Source organism: Streptomyces sp. SID12501 (assembly GCF_010550245.1).
Taxonomy (GTDB): domain Bacteria; phylum Actinomycetota; class Actinomycetes; order Streptomycetales; family Streptomycetaceae; genus Streptomyces.
Genome location: NZ_JAAGLU010000022.1, coordinates 56,795 through 73,883 on the forward strand (window position 1 = coordinate 56,795; position 17,089 = coordinate 73,883).

The 17,089-nt window shown below is 71.2% G+C and carries 12 protein-coding genes; 10 read left to right on the plus strand and 2 right to left on the minus strand.

What is annotated here, in order from left to right; translation table 11 throughout:
• Positions 1 to 943 precede the first annotated feature (943 nt).
• From G3I71_RS25850 to G3I71_RS25890, 9 genes are all read left to right on the plus strand, one after another.
• A complete protein-coding gene (locus tag G3I71_RS25850) occupies positions 944 to 2,932 on the plus strand; it encodes an FAD/NAD(P)-binding domain-containing protein (RefSeq protein ID WP_239149359.1) in 1,989 nt (662 codons plus the stop codon).
• 52 nt (positions 2,933 to 2,984) lie between these two features.
• Entirely contained in the window at positions 2,985 to 4,070 is a 1,086-nt protein-coding gene (locus G3I71_RS25855; protein ID WP_164317780.1) for an LLM class flavin-dependent oxidoreductase, read from the plus strand.
• A 16-nt stretch (positions 4,071 to 4,086) separates the two neighbouring features.
• The gene (locus tag G3I71_RS25860) at positions 4,087 to 5,397 is read left to right on the plus strand and encodes an NtaA/DmoA family FMN-dependent monooxygenase (RefSeq protein WP_164317783.1); all 1,311 of its coding nucleotides are present in this window, start codon (positions 4,087 to 4,089) and stop codon (positions 5,395 to 5,397) included.
• A 137-nt stretch (positions 5,398 to 5,534) separates the two neighbouring features.
• Positions 5,535 to 6,335 (plus strand): DUF1684 domain-containing protein, encoded by an 801-nt coding sequence (locus G3I71_RS25865; protein WP_164317785.1) that lies wholly within the window; start codon positions 5,535 to 5,537, stop codon positions 6,333 to 6,335.
• 203 nt (positions 6,336 to 6,538) lie between these two features.
• Positions 6,539 to 7,447, plus strand: a complete 909-nt coding sequence (locus G3I71_RS25870) for a S1 family peptidase (RefSeq protein WP_164317787.1) — start codon at positions 6,539 to 6,541, stop codon at positions 7,445 to 7,447.
• A gap of 259 nt (positions 7,448 to 7,706) precedes the next feature.
• The gene (locus G3I71_RS25875; RefSeq protein WP_164317789.1) at positions 7,707 to 8,645 is read left to right on the plus strand and encodes a slipin family protein; all 939 of its coding nucleotides are present in this window, start codon (positions 7,707 to 7,709) and stop codon (positions 8,643 to 8,645) included.
• 549 nt (positions 8,646 to 9,194) lie between these two features.
• Positions 9,195 to 12,668 carry a DNA polymerase III subunit alpha gene (locus G3I71_RS25880; RefSeq protein WP_164317791.1) on the plus strand — a complete coding sequence of 1,158 codons (3,474 nt, stop codon included), beginning with the start codon at positions 9,195 to 9,197 and terminating at the stop codon, positions 12,666 to 12,668.
• Positions 12,665 to 13,720, plus strand: coding sequence for an ImpB/MucB/SamB family protein (locus G3I71_RS25885; RefSeq protein WP_164317793.1), 1,056 nt, complete (start codon positions 12,665 to 12,667; stop codon positions 13,718 to 13,720). Before G3I71_RS25880 ends, G3I71_RS25885 begins: the two co-directional genes overlap by 4 nt.
• A gap of 378 nt (positions 13,721 to 14,098) precedes the next feature.
• A complete protein-coding gene (locus tag G3I71_RS25890; RefSeq protein WP_164317795.1) occupies positions 14,099 to 14,983 on the plus strand; it encodes a triacylglycerol lipase in 885 nt (294 codons plus the stop codon).
• A gap of 75 nt (positions 14,984 to 15,058) precedes the next feature.
• Here the strand turns inward: G3I71_RS25890 and G3I71_RS25895 are convergent, their stop codons facing one another.
• Together G3I71_RS25895 and G3I71_RS52325 are read right to left on the minus strand one after the other, a co-directional pair.
• Positions 15,059 to 16,078 (minus strand): lytic polysaccharide monooxygenase, encoded by a 1,020-nt coding sequence (locus tag G3I71_RS25895; RefSeq protein ID WP_164317797.1) that lies wholly within the window; start codon positions 16,076 to 16,078, stop codon positions 15,059 to 15,061.
• 147 nt (positions 16,079 to 16,225) lie between these two features.
• Positions 16,226 to 16,360, minus strand: coding sequence for a hypothetical protein (locus G3I71_RS52325; RefSeq protein WP_275409267.1), 135 nt, complete (start codon positions 16,358 to 16,360; stop codon positions 16,226 to 16,228).
• A 137-nt stretch (positions 16,361 to 16,497) separates the two neighbouring features.
• Between G3I71_RS52325 and G3I71_RS25900 the strand changes: the two genes are divergently transcribed.
• Positions 16,498 to 17,085 carry a bifunctional 2-polyprenyl-6-hydroxyphenol methylase/3-demethylubiquinol 3-O-methyltransferase UbiG gene (locus G3I71_RS25900; RefSeq protein WP_164317800.1) on the plus strand — a complete coding sequence of 196 codons (588 nt, stop codon included), beginning with the start codon at positions 16,498 to 16,500 and terminating at the stop codon, positions 17,083 to 17,085.
• The last annotated feature ends 4 nt before the right edge of the window (positions 17,086 to 17,089 follow it).

Here is a 17,089-nt window from a genome sequence, read left to right on the forward strand (position 1 = left end):
CCCTATGGTCATCCATGATGCGGATGGCGCGCCAAGTGAATAGACGCCGCGCGGGGGTTTCGTGACGGTACTGGTGCACAACCATTTCGTCGAGAGGCCCCGCGCCGCAAGGGTCTTGCCGTGTCCGACTGCTGACTGAGAGTGAAATATGATTCTTCGTGGCGTATGGGTGAGCGTTGGGACGTATGGGTGAATGGGCGTCCTGCCCGCTTTCCTGACGGATGCTCAGTCACGGTCAGCAGGTGCCCAGTCGTGTCCGGATCACACCTGACGTCGGGTCAGTCCTTGCTCTCCGGCGGGGAGATCCGCGAGCCCGAGCCGTGCGCGGTGAGCAGCAGTGCGCTCCTGGGGCGGTCTCCTCGGGCGGTCCTCGGACGGTCTCCTGGGGTGGCAGGTGGCAGGCGGCAGGCGGCAGGCGGCAGGAAAAGGGCAGAGGGGAGAAGGAAGAGGCGGGGCTGAGAAAAGAAAAAAGGCGGTGCGTGAGGGGAGGGGGGTGCGCGAGTGTGAAGGCGCGGATGAGGCGTGAGGTGTGCGGGAGAAATCGCGAAAAGGCGCCCGGGTGAGCGGGCGCGCAGGGGGTCAGCTCAACAGGAGGAGGACCACACTCGACCAAGGTCGATGTGGGAGCGTTTGACCAGCCACTGCTGTGGATGCATGGGGCAAGTGGAACAGGCATTCGGTGTGGCGTCAACGACGTGAGACGAACCGCTCACAGTTCGGACAGCCTTGACAGTGAGGGGAAACGTCCCCGTACAGTCGGTGGACGGCCCTGCTGAGGGGCTCGGCCGTACCGTGCGCATTGACGGCTGTATCGCGTCCTGCGACACCCGTGTGAAGGCATCACCGTGTTCGACCTATTGCGTCGCGGAGCCTTTGCATGTCCTCAGACACCCTGGCCGGATCGGCCCCACCCGCAGACCCGGAACAGCCGCGTGACGCGGCGCTGCCGCCGGCTCTTGTCATCGTCGGGGCCGGTCCGCGGGGGACCGGCCTCCTGGAGCGGATCGTGGCCAACGCGTCCGAGCTGTACGGGGAATCGGGCCTCGACATCCACCTTGTCGACCCCTATCCGCCGGGCGGCGGCCGGATCTGGCGCGAGGAGCAGTCCCCGCTGCTGTGGATGAACTCGCAGGCCCAGGACGTCACCATGTTCACCGACGAGACGGTGGCCATGGCGGGCCCGGTGCGCCCCGGCCCCACGCTGCACGAGTGGGCGGACATCGACGGCCGTGTCTTCTCGGACCGCCGGCGCCTCGGCGCCTACCTGAACTGGGTGTACGAGGACACGCTGGCCGCCCTGCCGCCCGGCATCCGCGTCCAGCACCACGTCGGGCGTGCCCTGCGGGTCGGCGGGCCGCGTGAGGGACGCCAGCAGGTGTGGCTGGAGGGGCGCGCCCGGCCACTGCACGCCGACCTCGTCGTACTGACACTCGGGCACCTCGACGCCGAACTCGACGACGAGCAGAGCGAGTTGGCCGCCTATGCGCGGGCCAACGAGCTGGTTCACCTGCCGCCCGACTTCACCGCCGACAGTGACCTGTCCGCGCTGCGGCCCGGTGAACCCGTCCTCGTGCGGGGTTTCGGGCTCGCCTTCGTCGACCTGATGGTGCTCCTCACGGAGGGGCGCGGCGGGCGCTATGAAGAAGATGCCGAGGGGGAGTTGGTCTACCGGCCGTCCGGGCGGGAGCCCGTGCTGTACGTGGGCTCTCGGCGCGGGGTGCCGTACCACTCGAAGATCGGCTACGACTGGACCGGTGAACGGCCGCCCCTGCCACGGTTCTTCGGGCCAGGCGAGGTGGACGCCCTGCTCGCGCGTCCGGACGGCTTCGACTTCAGGCGGGACGTATGGCCGCTGGTGGAGAAGGAGTTGGGGTTCGCGCACTACCACCGGCTGTTCACCGTCCACCCGGAGCGCACCAGCGGCACCTGGACGGACTTCGAGGAGAGGTACGCCGCCGCTGACCGGGCGGAGCGCGAGGTGCTGGTCGCCTCCACCGTGCCCGATCCGGCCGACCGGCTCGACCTCGGTGCCCTCGACCGTCCGCTGGAGGGGGTGCGCTATCCGTCGTACGAAGCGCTCCAGGAGGGGTTGCGAGGGTACATACGGGACGATCTGACCCGGCGTCACGATCCTTCGTACAGCCCGGACCTGGCTGTCTTTCTCGGGCTGCTCTCCGTCTACGGGCAGCTGGTGCGGCTCGGTGACATCGGGTCCTGGTGGCACGGTTTCTTCAGCTATCTCGCCTCCGGGCCGCCCGGGCCGCGGATGCGGCAGATGCTCGCGCTGTCCCGGGCCGGCATCCTCAACTTCCTGGGCGCCGACGCGACCGTCACCGCCGAGGGCGGGGTCTTCCGGGCGAGCGGTGCCAGTGTGCCCGGTGCCTCGGTGGAGGCCCGCGCGCTTGTCGAGGCTCGGCTGCCGGAACCCACCCTGGAGCGCGCCCGCGACACCCTGTTGCGCGAGCTGTACAACGACGGGACCGGTGTGACCCCCGAGGGGCTGCTCGCCGTGGACCCCGGTGACGGGCGGCTCCTGGACCGGGACGGGCGGCCGCATCCACGCCGCTTCGCCCTCGGGCCGCACACCGAGGCGCGGGGCTCCGGCGCGTTCACCCGGCCGCGCACGGGCGGTCCCGCCTTCCGGCAGAACGACGCGACCGCGCGCGCCGCGCTGACCTTTCTGGGCGCGCTGGACGTTCGCCGGCGCGATGCCGAACACCGTGAGTACGGCGAACACCGTGAGTACGGCGAGTACGGCGAACACCGTGAGTACGGCGAGTACGGCGAACACCGTGAGTACGGCGAGTACGGCGAGGACCGTGATGCCGGACACCTCGACGATCGCGATGCCGGGCACCTCGACGCGCGGGTTGCCGATCGTGTTTCCGAGCGCGTTGCCGAACCGGTGGCCGATCACGGCACCGCCGCATGAAGCCTCCCTTGCGACGCGGGTGCTGTGACGCACCGACGAAAGGTTCACCCTCATGACCTCAACGCACGGCCGGGGGCTGCTGCACCTGGCCGCCGCCGTCGATCAGACCGTGGCCGGCCAACAGGCCCTGTACGACGCCGACCGGTACGTCGAGTCGGCGCGGCTCGCCGAGAGTGGCGGCCTCGACTTCGTGACGCTCGGTGACTCCTTCGCGCGCCCCGGCCCTGACGCGCTCGGCGTGCTCGCCAGGGTCGCGCCCGCCACCGCGCGGATCGGTCTGGTCCCCACCGTGACCACCACGCACACCGAGCCCTTCCACGTCCAGGCGGCGGTGGCGACCCTCGACTGGGTCAGCGGCGGCCGGGCGGGCTGGCAGCTCGACGTGTCGGCGACCGAGGACGAGGCCCGGCTCTTCGGCCGCCGCCGCACCGCACCCGGCGACGAGCTGTGGCGGGAGGCCGGTGAAGTCGCCGACGTGGCGGCCCGGTTGTGGGACAGCAGGGAGGACGACGCCGAGACATGGGACGTGGCGGCCGGCCGCTTCGTCGACCGGGACAAGCTGCACCACGTCGACTTCGAGGGTGCCACCTTCTCCGTCAAGGGCCCGTCCGTCGTGCCCCGGCCGCCGCAGGGCCACCCCGTCCGCGTCGTCGACGCCACCGAGGGACAGGCCCGGCAGACCGCGGCCCGGTACGCCGACGTGGTGCTCGTCCGGGCGGTGAGCGCCGAGCAGGCGGGGGCCGTACGGGACGAACTGCGGGTTGCCGCGAAGGACTTGGGGCGTGACCCGGACGAGCTGCGGGTCCTCGCGAGCCTTGTCGTCGACCTGGGCGGCGGCGAGCACGCGGCCGAGCCGGGGCACGGGGGCGGTGGTCCCCGGCCGAGCGCGCACGGGCCGCTGTACCGGGGCGGGCCCGTCGACCTCGCCGACCTGATCACCGCCTGGCACACGTCCGGTGCCGTCGACGGTTTCCATCTCGTCCCGGTCGAGCCGCGCCGCGACCTGGAGCGGCTCGTCAACGGAACGGTGGCGCTGCTCCAGCACCGAAGCCTGTTCCGCGCCTTCTACCCGGGCCGCACCCTCCGGGAGCACCTGGGGCTGGCCCGGCCGGCCAACCAGTACGCGGGCCGGTCGTGACCGCTGGGGGCGCGTCATGACCGTACGGGCGCCAGGGCGTGGGCAGATGCACCTCGCGGCGTGTTTTCCGGGTGTCGACGGCACAGCCGTGCGGGCCGGTCGGAGGGCGGGTTCGCAGGGCGGGTTCTCCTCCTGCGAGCGGCTCGCCCGGACCGCCGAGCGCGGGCTGTTCGACTTCTTCCTCCTCGCGGAGGGGCTGTGGCCGCACGACCACCTGGGCCGGGTCCATGACCTGGACGTGGTCGGGCAGCCCGAGCCGATCACTGTCCTGGACGCGCTCGCCGCCGTCACCGAGCGGATCGGGCTCGCCGCCACGGTCGACGCGACCTTCAGCGAACCGTACGAACTGGCCCGTGGATTCGCCACGTTGGACCATCTCAGCGGTGGCCGGGCGGCCTGGCACGTGGTGACCTCCTCCGACGCCTCCACCGGCGAGAACTTCCGGCGCGGCGGCTTTCTCGACCCGGCCGATCGGTACCCGCGCGCGGCCGAATTCCTCGACGCGGTACGAGAGTTGTGGGACTCCTGGACACCGGACGGGGTGTCCAGGCCCTTCGCGTACCGAGGCCGGCACTTCGACATCGCGGGCGAGTTCGGCGTACCGCGCTCACCGCAGGTGCATCCGGTGGTGATCCGGACGGGGGACTCGGAACAGGGGCGGGAGTTCGCCGCGTCGAGGGCCGACGTGGTCCTCACGCGGTACGGGAGCCCGGAAGCCGGGCGCGCCTTCCGCGCCGACGTCAAGGGGCGGCTCGCGAAGTACGGGCGGGCGCCCGGGGACCTGAAGATCATGCCCGGGGTGACCTTCGTGCTCGGGGACACCGCCGCCGAGGCGCGGGAGAAGGCCGCCTGGATCCGACGGCAACGGGTCTCGCCGCAGCAGGCCATCCTCGCCGTTGAGCAGATCTGGGGCACCGATCTCTCCTCCTACGACCCCGACGGTCCGCTTCCCGACTTCGACCCGGTGCCGGAGCCCGCGCTCGCGCAGGGGTGGGTCAGGGCCGCCGACCCGGTGAAGGTGGCCGAACAGTGGCGGGCCCTGTCCCGGACCAGGGGGCTGTCGATCCGGCAGACCGTCGCCGAGGCGAGCGGCCGGCACTCCTTCGTCGGCACCCCGCAATCGGTCGCCGACGCCATCGAGGCCTTCGTACGGGAGGGCGCGGCCGACGGGTTCGTCCTCGTCCCGTATCTCACCCCGGGCGCCCTGGACGAGTTCGTGGACCGGGTCGTGCCGCTGCTCCAGGAACGTGGCGCGTTCCGTACGGAATACGCGGGGACCACGCTGCGCTCGCACCTCGGGCTGGGCGAACCCGTATGGACGGGCTGACTGAGCGCCGCACTTACAAAGATGACATACAGGTTGTGTACGGGCCGCGCGCGGAACGCGTGGTCCGGGGCGTGTGCCGAAGGCGGCGCGCGGTGGGTTTCCAGGGAGTGAGCCGGCGTGGGTTCTGGAGTGGGTTCATGACGGCGGACGGGTCCGAGGCGTGGCAGAAGTGGCACGAACGGCGCATCGAGACGGTGTCGGCGCCCTACGGACCCCTCGCACTCGTCGGTACGCACTGGCTCGAGGACTTTCCGGACGGTCGGCTTCCGGCCATCCCCGGCCGGTGGACGGCCGACGGTGACGTGATCGTCCTGGCCGCCGGGGCCGAGGACGGGCTGACGCTCGACGGCGAGCCCTTCGCCGGGGAGGCCCGGCTGACCGCCGACGCCGGTCCGGCGGGCGCGGCCCGGGTCGGTTTCGGCGAACGGCGCCTGGTCGTACTGGTGCGCGAGGGCAGCTGGGGTGTGCGCGACTTCGACCCCGACGCCCAGACGCGCACGGCGTTCAAGGGCGTCGAGGTGACCCCGTACGACCCGCGCTGGTCGGTACCCGGCCGGTTCACGCCGTACGACGGGCGGCGCACTGTGCGTGTCGCGAACGCGGACGGGCGGGAGCGCGGGCTCGGGCTCGGCGGTGAACTGGCGTTCTCGCTCGACGGGCAGGAGCAGACGCTGCGCGTGGCCGTCGAGGAGGGCGGCACGCTGTGGGCCGTCTTCGCCGACTCGACCAGCGGTGACGGCAGTTACCGCTTCCGGTTCCTGCGCCCCGGGGCCCCGGATGCCGAGGGGCGCACAACGGTGGACTTCAACCGGTCCCTGCTCCCACCGTGTGCGTTCGCCGACCATTTCGTCTGCCCCTTTCCGCCGCCGGGCAATACCCTGGGCGTCGCGATAGCCGCAGGGGAACGCGACCTTCTCCAGGGCGCCGTGGTTCCTTGATCAACTTCTGCGAGCCGTATGGGGGTTGAACAACGTGAGGCCGAAAGGCGCCCTTGCGTCGACCGGTCGAGCGGCCGAATACTCCCACCCAGCGCTTGTCAGGGTCACAGCATGTTCGGAATTCGGGCGGAGTGGACCCTGACTGCGCCTCACGGGCCCCGACCCCACGCGGGCCCCCGACTTCCCATGTGGAGGAACGACAAGTGAGGATCAAGCGCACCACCCCCCGCAGTGGCATCACGAGACGGACCCGGCTGATCGCCGTCAGCACCGGACTCGTGGCCGCGGCCGCCATCGCGATCCCCAATGCGACCGCCGCCGACGTCAACACCTTCAGCACCGCCCAGCTCACCAAGGCGAGCGGCTCGGTGCTCAAGGCCGACATCCCGGGCACCGCCTGGGCCGTCGACGCCAAGACGAACCGCGTTGTCGTCACCGTCGACAGCACGGTCTCCAAGGCGGAGATCGCGAAGATCAAGCGACAGGCGGGCACCACCGCCGACGCCATCACCATCAAGAAGACCCCGGGCAAGTTCAGCAAACTGATCTCCGGCGGCGACGCGGTCTATGCGAGTAGCTGGCGCTGCTCCCTGGGCTTCAACGTCCGCAGCGGCTCCACCTACTACTTCCTGACCGCCGGTCACTGCACCGACGGCGCGGGCAGCTGGTGGTCCAACTCCGCTCATACGACTCTGCTCGGTGCGACCTACGGCTCCAGCTTCCCGACCAACGACTACGGGATCGTCAAGTACGCGAGCACCTACCCCGTCAGCTCGATCTCGGGCACCGTCGGCAGCGTCGACATCACCAGCGCCGCCACCCCGTCCGTGAACACCACGGTCTACCGCCGCGGTTCCACCACCGGCATCCACAGCGGCCGGGTCACCGCGCTGAACGCGACCGTCAACTACGGCGGCGGCGACGTCGTCTACGGCATGATCCAGACCACGGTCTGCGCCGAGCCCGGCGACTCCGGCGGCCCGCTCTACTCCAACGGCGGCGTCGCCTACGGTCTGACCTCGGGCGGCAGCGGCAACTGCTCCTCCGGTGGTACGACCTTCTTCCAGCCCGTCACGGAGGCACTGAGCGCCTACGGCGTCAGCGTCTTCTAGGGCAGGCCACGGCACCATCGGTTTCCGCACGGTCTGACCTGCAGCCGGCAGCAGCAGGAGAGCCCTCGTACGCAACTCGTGTGCGGGGGCTCGCCCTTGTCCGCCTGGCGGAGTTACCTTCGGAGTACAGGAAGAAGTACGGAAAGTATCGGCAGGACGAGAAGCACCCGCCGAACGAGAAGTACACGCGGTACGGGAAGTACACGCGGTACGGGAAGTCTCCCCTGCATACGCCCACTTCGGACCCTGGGGGGCCGGCATGGTCGAGGAGCTGGTGACGGCGGGAGTCGCTGTCGCGTCCGCCGGAGTGCTGTACGTGGCGGCTGCGGCGCGGGTCGTCAAACAGTACGAGCGGGGCGTGGTGTTCCGGCTCGGGCGGCTCTTGTCGAATGTGCGCGGACCCGGGTTCACCGTGATCGTGCCCTTCGTGGACAAGATCCGAAAAGTCAACATGCAGATCGTGACGATGCCTGTGCCCGCGCAGGAGGGCATCACGCGGGACAACGTCACGGTCCGGGTCGACGCGGTCGTCTACTTCAAGGTGGTCGACGCGGCCGAGGCGGTCGTCCAGGTCGAGGACTACCGGTTCGCGGTCTCGCAGATGGCGCAGACCTCGCTGCGGTCGATCATCGGCAAGAGCGACCTGGACGAGCTGCTGTCCAACCGTGAAAAGCTCAACCAGGGGCTGGAGCTGATGATCGACAGCCCGGCGATCGGCTGGGGTGTGCAGATCGACCGGGTCGAGATCAAGGACGTCTCCCTGCCGGAGACCATGAAGCGCTCGATGGCCCGGCAGGCCGAGGCCGACCGTGAACGCCGGGCGCGGATCATCAACGCGGACGCCGAGTTGCAGGCGTCGAAGAAGCTCGCGGAGGCCGCCGGAGTGATGTCCGAGCAGCCCGCCGCGCTCCAACTCCGGCTGCTCCAGACGGTGGTGGCGGTCGCGGCGGAGAAGAACTCGACGCTCGTCCTGCCCTTCCCGGTGGAACTGCTCCGCTTCCTGGAACGGGCCCAGCAGCCGGCCGCGCCGCCGGTCGCACCAGCGGCGGCACAGCCGGTCGCGCCCTCGGCAGCGCCGGCGCCGGTGGAGATCGCCGAGCGAACCGAGCGATCCGAGCAATCGGTGCGGGAGCAACTGCCGTCCGCCGCATCCCTGTTGGATTCGAACTCCGAAAGGGCGAGTTCAAGGCAGGACTAGACCTCACGGTCCGCTCACTCGTTGCTCACGCGTGGTGTTCGCAGTGCGGGTGTCACCGTGGTGGGTGCGGGCATCACCGTACTCGTCGCCGCGGGAGTGACCTTCCGGAGTGCGAACGCGAGTGAGGCCGTGACCGCGGGACTGCGGCTCGGGCGGGGAGACCTGCTTCCAGCCGGTCACGGAGGCGCTGTCGGCCATCGATAAGCAGATCGACGCAGATCGGCTGAGGCTTCTCCTTCCACGCATCACCCCTTTCCCGGGCCGATTGGTCCGGGACGGTCCCGTCCCTGGTTTCCGGGAGGCGGGATTTCGTCGTTCGCGAGGCCGAACGGAGGGAGCAGGGAGGGGGCAGGGATGGGGCAGGAGCGGGCTGTGGCGGTGCCGACCGCCTCGGGTCGCCCACCGTCGCCCTTGATCAGGTCGCTGACCGGGGCCGATGGGGCTAGAGTGAACGAATCAATCGAACGGAAGTGCGAATCGGTGTGAGTCGATTATCGAACTGGTGATCGATTAAGTGGCTGAAAAGGGGTGGAGTGATGGAGGTGCGGCATGACGGGCTTCGCTCATCTGCACGTCGCGTCCGGTTACTCCGCCCGCTATGGCGCCGCCCACCCCGAGCAGCTCGCCCGGCGGGCCGCCGAACGTGGCATGGGGACGCTGGCCCTCACCGACCGGGACACGGTCACCGGCGCCGTACGGTTCGCCCGGGCCTGTGCGAAGGAAGGGGTGCGGCCGGTCTTCGGCGTCGACCTGGCGGTGGCCGCCCTCGCGCCGCCGCCCCCGGACCGGCGGCGCCGTACCCCGGTGCGCGGCGGCGCCCATGTGGTCGAGCCGCCGCTGCGGTTCACGCTGCTCGCGCAGGACGGGGCCGGATGGGCGCGGCTGTGCCGGATCACGTCGGCCGCGCATGTCGGTACGGCGTCCGGCGCGGCGCCTGTGGTGGTGCCGTGGGAGGCGCTGCGTGAGTACGGCGGCCCCGGTCTGACCGTACTGCTCGGCCCGCTCTCGGAGCCGGTGCGGGCGCTGGCGGTGGGCCGGGAGGATGTCGCGGTGCGGCTGCTGGCGCCGTGGAAGGAGATCTTCGGGAAGGGGGTCCGGTTGGAAGCCGTTGCGCAGAAACGTTTCGCCACGGGTCCGGGATCCCTGCGCCTCGCCGCCCGCACCCTCGCCCTGGCCGACCGCACCCGCACCCCCGCCGTCCTCACCAACGCCGTCCGCTACACCGACCCGGGCCAGCACCGCCTCGCCGACGTCCTGGACGCCGCCCGGCTGCTGCGCCCGATCGACCGGAACCGCCTCGACACCGGACAGCGGTGGCTCAAGGGCGAGAGAGAAATGGCGGTCGTCGCGCGGATGGTCACCGAGTGCGCCGGAGCGGACGTCCGAAGGGCCCGCCGTCTGATGGCGGACACCGTGGACACGGCGGCCTCGTGCCGCCTCGACCCGGCGTCGGACCTCGGGCTCGGCACCCGGCACTTCCCGGAACCCTCGCTCTTCGGCGCCGAGCATCGAGCGCATCAAGGGCATCGAGCGGACGGAGCCGCACAACTGCTGCGCCGGCAGTGCGAGGAGGGCCTGGCCCGACACGGCCTCGACCACGACCGGGAGGCGCTCGACCGGCTGGCCGAAGAGCTCAGGGTGATCTCCGCGCTGGAGTACGACTCGTACTTCCTCGCCGTCGGCCAGGTCGTCGCCGACATCCGGGCCAGGGGCATCCGCGTCGCGGCCCGCGGTTCGGGGGCCGGCTCGCTGGTCTGCCACGCCCTGGACATCGCCACCGCGAACCCGCTCGACCACCGCCTGCTGTTCGAACGCTTCCTGAGCGTGCGCCGCAGGTCGCTGCCCGACATCGACATCGACGTGGAATCCGCCCGGCGCCTGGAGTGCTACGACGCGATCTTCGAACGCTTCGGCAAGGAACGGGTCGCGGTCACCGCGATGCCCGAGACCTACCGGGCACGCAGGGCTCTACGAGACACCGGCCTCGCGCTCGGCATCGCACCCGCGGACGTCGACCGGATCGCCAAGAGCTTCCCGCACCTGCGCGCCTCCGACATCACCGGCGCCCTCGCCGAACTGCCCGAACTGCGTCAACTGGCAGCCGAGGCGCACCGGTTCGGACCACTGTGGGAGCTGGCGGAAGGCCTCGACTCCCTGGTCCACGGCATGGCCATGCACCCCTGCGGCGTGGTCATCAGCGACGCCACCCTGCTGGACCGGCTGCCGGTGCAGCCCACGCCCCAGGGCGACTACCCCATGGCGATGGCGGCGAAGGAGGAGATCGAGGAACTGGGCAACATCAAGCTCGACGTCCTGGGCGTGCGGATGCAGTCCGCGATGGCCCACGCCGTCACCGAGATCGAACGCACCACCGGCAACCACATCGACCTCGACGACCCCCAACAGGTCCCGCTCGACGACGTCTTCGCGTTCAAACTCATCCAGGAGAGCCGGACCCTGGGTCTCTTCCAGCTGGAGTCGCCCGGCCAGCAGGACCTGCTCTCCCGGCTCCAGCCGCGCGACCCGCAGGACGTCATCGCCGACATCAGCCTCTTCCGCCCCGGCCCGGTCGCGGGCGGCATGCCGGAGCGGTACATCGCCGCCCGGCACGGCGGCACACCGGCGTACGCCCACCCGGACCTGGAACCGGTGCTCGCCGACACCTACGGCGTGACCATCTGGCACGAGCAGATCATCGAGACGCTGCATGTGATGACCGGCTGCGACCTGGCCCTCGCGGAGATCGCCCGGCGCGCGCTCGGAGACAAGGACAGGCTGCCCGCGATCAGGGACTGGTTCCACGGCCTGGCACGCCCGCGTGGCTACAGCGCGGCCGTCCGGGACGAGGTCTGGAGGACCGTCGAGGCCTTCGGCGCCTATGGCTTCTGCCGGGCCCACGCGGTCGCCTTCGCCGTGCCTGCACTGCAGAGCGCCTGGCTCAAGGCCCACTATCCGGCGTTCCTGCTGGCCGGCCTGCTCGAACACGACCCCGGTATGTGGCCCAAGCACGTCCTCGTCGCCGACGCCCGCCGGGGCGGCGTACAGGTCCTGCCCGTCGACATCAACCGCTCCCGGGTGAGGCACACCGTGGAGAAGACCGACGGAGAGCGGTGGGGTGTGCGGCTCGCGCTGTCCGGGGTGCACGGCATCGGTGAGGAGGAGTGCGCCAGGATCGAGGAGGGGCAGCCCTACGGATCGCTGTCGGACCTCTGGCAGCGGGGCCGGCCCAGCAGGCCGGTCGCCGAACGCCTCGCCGAGATCGGCGCCCTGAACTGTCTCCACGACGGACGCCTCACCCGGCGCGATCTGCTGCTCCAGATCGCCGAGTTGCACCGGCAGTCCCGCAACCGTTCCGCGCACGAGGGCCAACTGCCCATCGAGGCAGGCGCAGTTGGCGGTGCGGAGCCGAGCGGGTTGCCCGAGATGACCGGACGTGAGGCCCTCAGCGCCGAGTTGAGCACCCTCGGCATCGACGTCTCCAGGCATCTGATGGAGCACCACCACCGGCTGTTGCGGGAGATCGGCGCGACCGACGCGGCCCATCTGACCGGACTGCGCGCCGGTCGGCAGGTGCTGGTCGCCGGGGTGCGGGCCTCCACCCAGACCCCGCCGATCGCCAGCGGCAAGCGGATCATCTTCGTGACGCTTGAGGACGGCTCGGGCCTGGTCGACCTGGCCTTCTTCGAGGATTCGCACCCGGCGTGCGCCTACACCGTCTTCCACAGCGGGCTGCTGCTGGTGCGCGGCACGGTCCAGGTGCGCGGCACCCGCCGTACCGTCGTCGGCTCCATGGCCTGGGACCTCGACGAGATCGCCGCCGCCCGCCGCGACAACGGCCCCCAGGCCGCCCTCGCCCTCCTCGGCGCCGCCCGCCCGCACCCGACCCCCGCCCAGCCGCAGCGCACCCTGGCCAACGGCAGCACCGGCGCCCGGTTGCACCCCTACGCCGACCTCCAGCCCGCCGGCACCCGCTCGGCCGACCTGAAGAAGTTCGGCCACACCAGCCCCGGGAGCGCGGGATGAGCGGGACGGGCGGGACGGCCGCACGGCAGCGGCATATCGCCCACCTCCACCTCCACCTTCATGCCGGACTGTCCGAGGCCGGCCATGACGCCGTAATCGAACTGGTGTCTGGTATCACGCCGCACATCCAGGTCGTCCCGCCGAACGCCGTGCAGCTCGACCTGACCTCGGCGCTCCGCTACTTCGACAAGTCTCCTTACGACGTCGTCCAGATGGTGATGCTCAGGCTCAAGGGCCTGTACGGCATCGACTGCAGTGCCGGGCTCGCGGGCAACCGCATGCTGGCGGCGATGGCGGCCGACGCCTCCGCGCCGGGCGAGACCACCCGGGTGTCCGCCGAGCAGGCCGCCGACTGGCTGGGTCCGCGGCCGGTCACCGCGCTGCCCGGGATCGGCCGCACCACGACGGAGCTGCTCGGCAGGTACGGCCTGCACACCATCGGTCAGGTCGTCGACCTTCCGGCGGGGACCCTGCAGCGACTTCTCGGCGCGGGCCCCGCCCGGCTGCTGGCCGAGCGTGCGCGGGGGCACGACCCCCGCCCGGTCACCCTTTCGGAACCGTCGGCGCATCTCGTCGCCGACCTGGTCCTGGTCCGTGACTGCCTGGATCCGGCGCAGCATCACCGGGCGGTTCTGGGGCTCGCCGACCGGATCGGCGGGCGCCTGCGCGGTGAACGGCGGACCGCCGGCCGGATCACCCTCACGGTGCGGTACGCCGACCGCAGCTCCACCACCCGTACGCGCACGCTGCCGGAGCCGACCAGTCACTCACCCGCCCTCGCCTCGGCCGCCCTGGGTCTGCTGACCGCCCTTGGACTGCAGCGGGCGAGAGTCCGCGCCTTCGTGATCCGCGCCGACGCCCTGGTGCCGGCCGACAGCTCCCACCGCCAGCTCTCCCTGGACCCCGGCGACGCCCGCGCCCACGCCGCCGAAGCCGCCGCGGACCGTGCCCGGCGGCGCTTCGGGCCGGAGGCCGTACGCCCGGCCGCGCTGGCCGTGGCTCCACGGGAGCCCTGGAACATGGCCGCCGGACCGGATCCGGCGGGCGGGTAGCCCCCGGTGCCGGCGCGGCTCATCCCCGGGGAGGGGGTTTCCGGGCCGGGGGATTCCCCGCCCGTCGCCGTCCGCCGTCGCCTCCGTCTGTACGGCGGGTGCCGTCATGGCGCGTTGGGATGTCTCCGGAGCCTCGAATGCAACGGGCCCCACAAGGTGGGATGCGGGTCGAGTTGTGTTTCGAACGGATAACGATGCGTCGAGTGGGGTGTGGCTGCCCATTATCACGGTCTCGGGTTGCTGTGGGAATTTTTTACCGACGCGTAACTTCCCCGTTGCGCTACTCGCCCGTAACTTGACGAGTGAACGACATCCAGTGATCCGGATCACAGGGCGTAGAGCCGTCGCAACTCCCTTGAGCCGCAAGGAGATCACTCGATGCTGCCCTGGAACCGCGCACTCAGACCTCTCGCCGCACTGCTGCTGGCCGCCGCGGCCACCGCAGTGCCCGCCGCCACCGCGCAAGCCGAATCACAGACCGAAACGCAAGCCGAGTCCGCCTCCAGCAGCGGCTGGAACGACTACTCCTGCAAGCCGTCCGCCGCCCATCCCCGCCCCGTCGTCCTCGTCCACGGCACCTTCGCCAACGGAGTGGACAACTGGCTCACCCTCGCGCCGTACCTGGTGAACCGCGGCTACTGCGTCTTCTCGCTCGACTACGGCCAACTGCCCGGCGTACCCCTCTTCTACGCCCTGGGGCCCATCGACAAGTCGGCCGAGCAGCTCGCCGCCTTCGTCGACCAGGTGCTCGCCGCGACCGGCGCCGCCGAGACCGACCTCGTCGGCCACTCGCAGGGCGGCATGATGCCCCGCTACTACCTCAAGTTCCTCGGCGGCGCCGCCGAGGTGCACACCTTCGTCGGTATCGCGCCCAGCAACCACGGCACCACCCTCAACGGCCTCACCAACCTGCTGAAGTACTTCCCCGGGGCTGCCGACCTGCTCACCACGGCCACCCCCGCCCTCGCCGAACAGGTGGCCGGGTCCGCCTTCCTCGCCAAGCTCAACGCGGGCGGTGACACCGTCCCGGGTGTCAGCTACACGGTCCTCGCGACCCGGTACGACGAGGTGGTCACGCCGTACCGGAGCCAGTTCCTGAGCGGCTCCGACGTACACAACGTCCTGATCCAGGACCTGTGCCCGCTGGACCTCTCCGAGCATGCCGCCGTCGGGCTGCTCGACCGGATCGCGTTCCACGAGGTGACGAACGCGCTCGACCCGGCGCACGCCACCGACACCACCTGCCTGTCGGCGGTCGGCTGACACCGGTCGGGGATCGTCCGCCGGGGCCTGACCGGCCTGAGCCGCCAGTCAGGCCCCGGCGAACGGAGTGACAGGTCAGCGGCCGGAATGTCCGCCGCCCACCGCGCGTCGGCGGACCGAGAGGAACAGGGCAGCGGCGCCCAGCGCCAGGGTGCCCGCGCCGCCCACCGCGAGGTACGGGGTGCCGGACGTGCCGCCGGTCTCGGCGAGGTTCACCGCGGCGCCCGCTGCCTTCGGCTGCGCGACCGGCGCGCTGACGGACGTGGCGGAGGGTGTGCCGGAGCTTGCGGCGGGGGATGCCTCGGCGGACGAACCGGCCTGCGCCTCCGCATGCCCCGTGTGCCCGACCGTCGACTCGTCGGCACCGTCCTCGATCTGCTCCTCGGAGGGCGCGGAGGCGCTGCTCGACGGGCCGTCGCCCGCCCCCTCTCCCGCCCCTTCGCCGGCCCCCGAACTCGCGCCGAACGTCACGTCGGAGCACGAGTAGAACGCCTCCGGGCTGTCCGAGCGCTGCCAGATCGCGTACAGGAGCTGTCTGCCGGAACGCTGCGGCAGAGTGCCGGAGAACGTGTAGAAGCCGCCCGCCGCGACCGGGTTCGTCGCCGTCGTGACGGGGTGTTCGAGGTCCAGGCCGGCCCAGGACAAGGGCCGGGCCGGGTCGTAGCCCGCCTTGGTGAGGTACACCACGAAGGTGCCCTTGTGCGGGGCGGTCACGCGGTACCTGAAGGTGTACGGGCCGCCGTGCACGCCGGTCGCCGGCCAGTCGGCGCGGGCCAGGTCGAGGCCCTTGAACTCGTCGTTGCCCGCGCTGCACAGTTCGCCGTCCGGGATCAGCGCCTGGTGCCGTCCGCCCGCGTCACCGATGCGGATGCCGTTCCAGTCGTAGAGCGCCTGTGTACCGCCTGCCGCGACCGCCGCCCGGCACGCGGCCGACGCGGGACGCTCGGGGCCCTCCGCGTAGCACTGGGCGACCCTGCTGACCGGGTCGCCCATGGAGCCGTGCGCGGACGCGGGCGTGGCGCCCAGGGCGAGCGCGGCGACACCGAGGGTGGTGACGGTGGTGATCGCGGCGGCCGTGCGGCGGCGTGCGGGCATGCGGTATCTCCTCGCAACGGTCAATCGGGGGCGCTCAGCAAACTAGCCCCAGGAAACCGCTGAATCGCCTGCTGGAGGCGGGTGAGGGAGATCCTTATGGTCGGCTTAAGGAAGGGTTCGGACTGCGCTCAGGCAGGGCGGCCGACTTCAGCCGTCCGGCCACCAGGTGCGGGCGATGTCCTTGCGGACCTCGGGACGCTCGGTGGTGCGCTCGTCGGCCTCTTTCCGCACCCGCCGGGCGTCGGACTTCTTCAGGGGCTTCTGCACGGTTACGCGGCGCATGGCTGCCTCCTTCGGTCCACCGGGTTCCGCGTTTTCACGGAGACAGACCATTTCCGGGAGGGTGACTCATCGGCGCCGGTCTGTCAGTGGCGGCCGTCACGATTCGATTGTCAGTGGCGGGTGTCACTCTTGGCCCCATGACCGACATTGACTGGGACGCGGAGGCGGCCACCTTCGACGACGAGCCCGACCACGGCCTGCGTGACCCCCTCGTGCGTGAGGCCTGGGCGGCCCGGCTGCGGTCCTGGCTGCCGGACCGCCCGGCCGACGTCCTCGACCTGGGCTGCGGCACCGGCAGCCTGTCGCTCCTCGCGTCCGAACAAGGGCACCGTGTCACCGGTGTGGACGCGTCCGCGGCCATGGTCGAGCACGCCCGGAGCAAGCTGGCCGGCCGCGCCGCGGTGTTCCTCGTCGGCGACGCGGCGGCGCCGCCGGTCGGCGAGGAACGCTTCGACGTCGTGCTCGTACGGCACGTCCTGTGGACGCTGCCCGCCCCCGCGCGCGTGCTGCGCCACTGGCAGGGGCTGCTCAGGGCCGGCGGGCGGCTGGTGCTGGTCGAGGGCGTGTGGGGGACGGTCAGCCCGGTCGGCATACCCGCCGACACACTCACCGCACTGCTCGCGCCCCTCACCACGGACGTCCGCGTGGAGCGGCTCTCCGGCGACGCGCGGCTGTGGGGGCGCGAGGTCGAGGACGAGCGGTACGCGGTGGTCGCGACGGTGTGAGCGG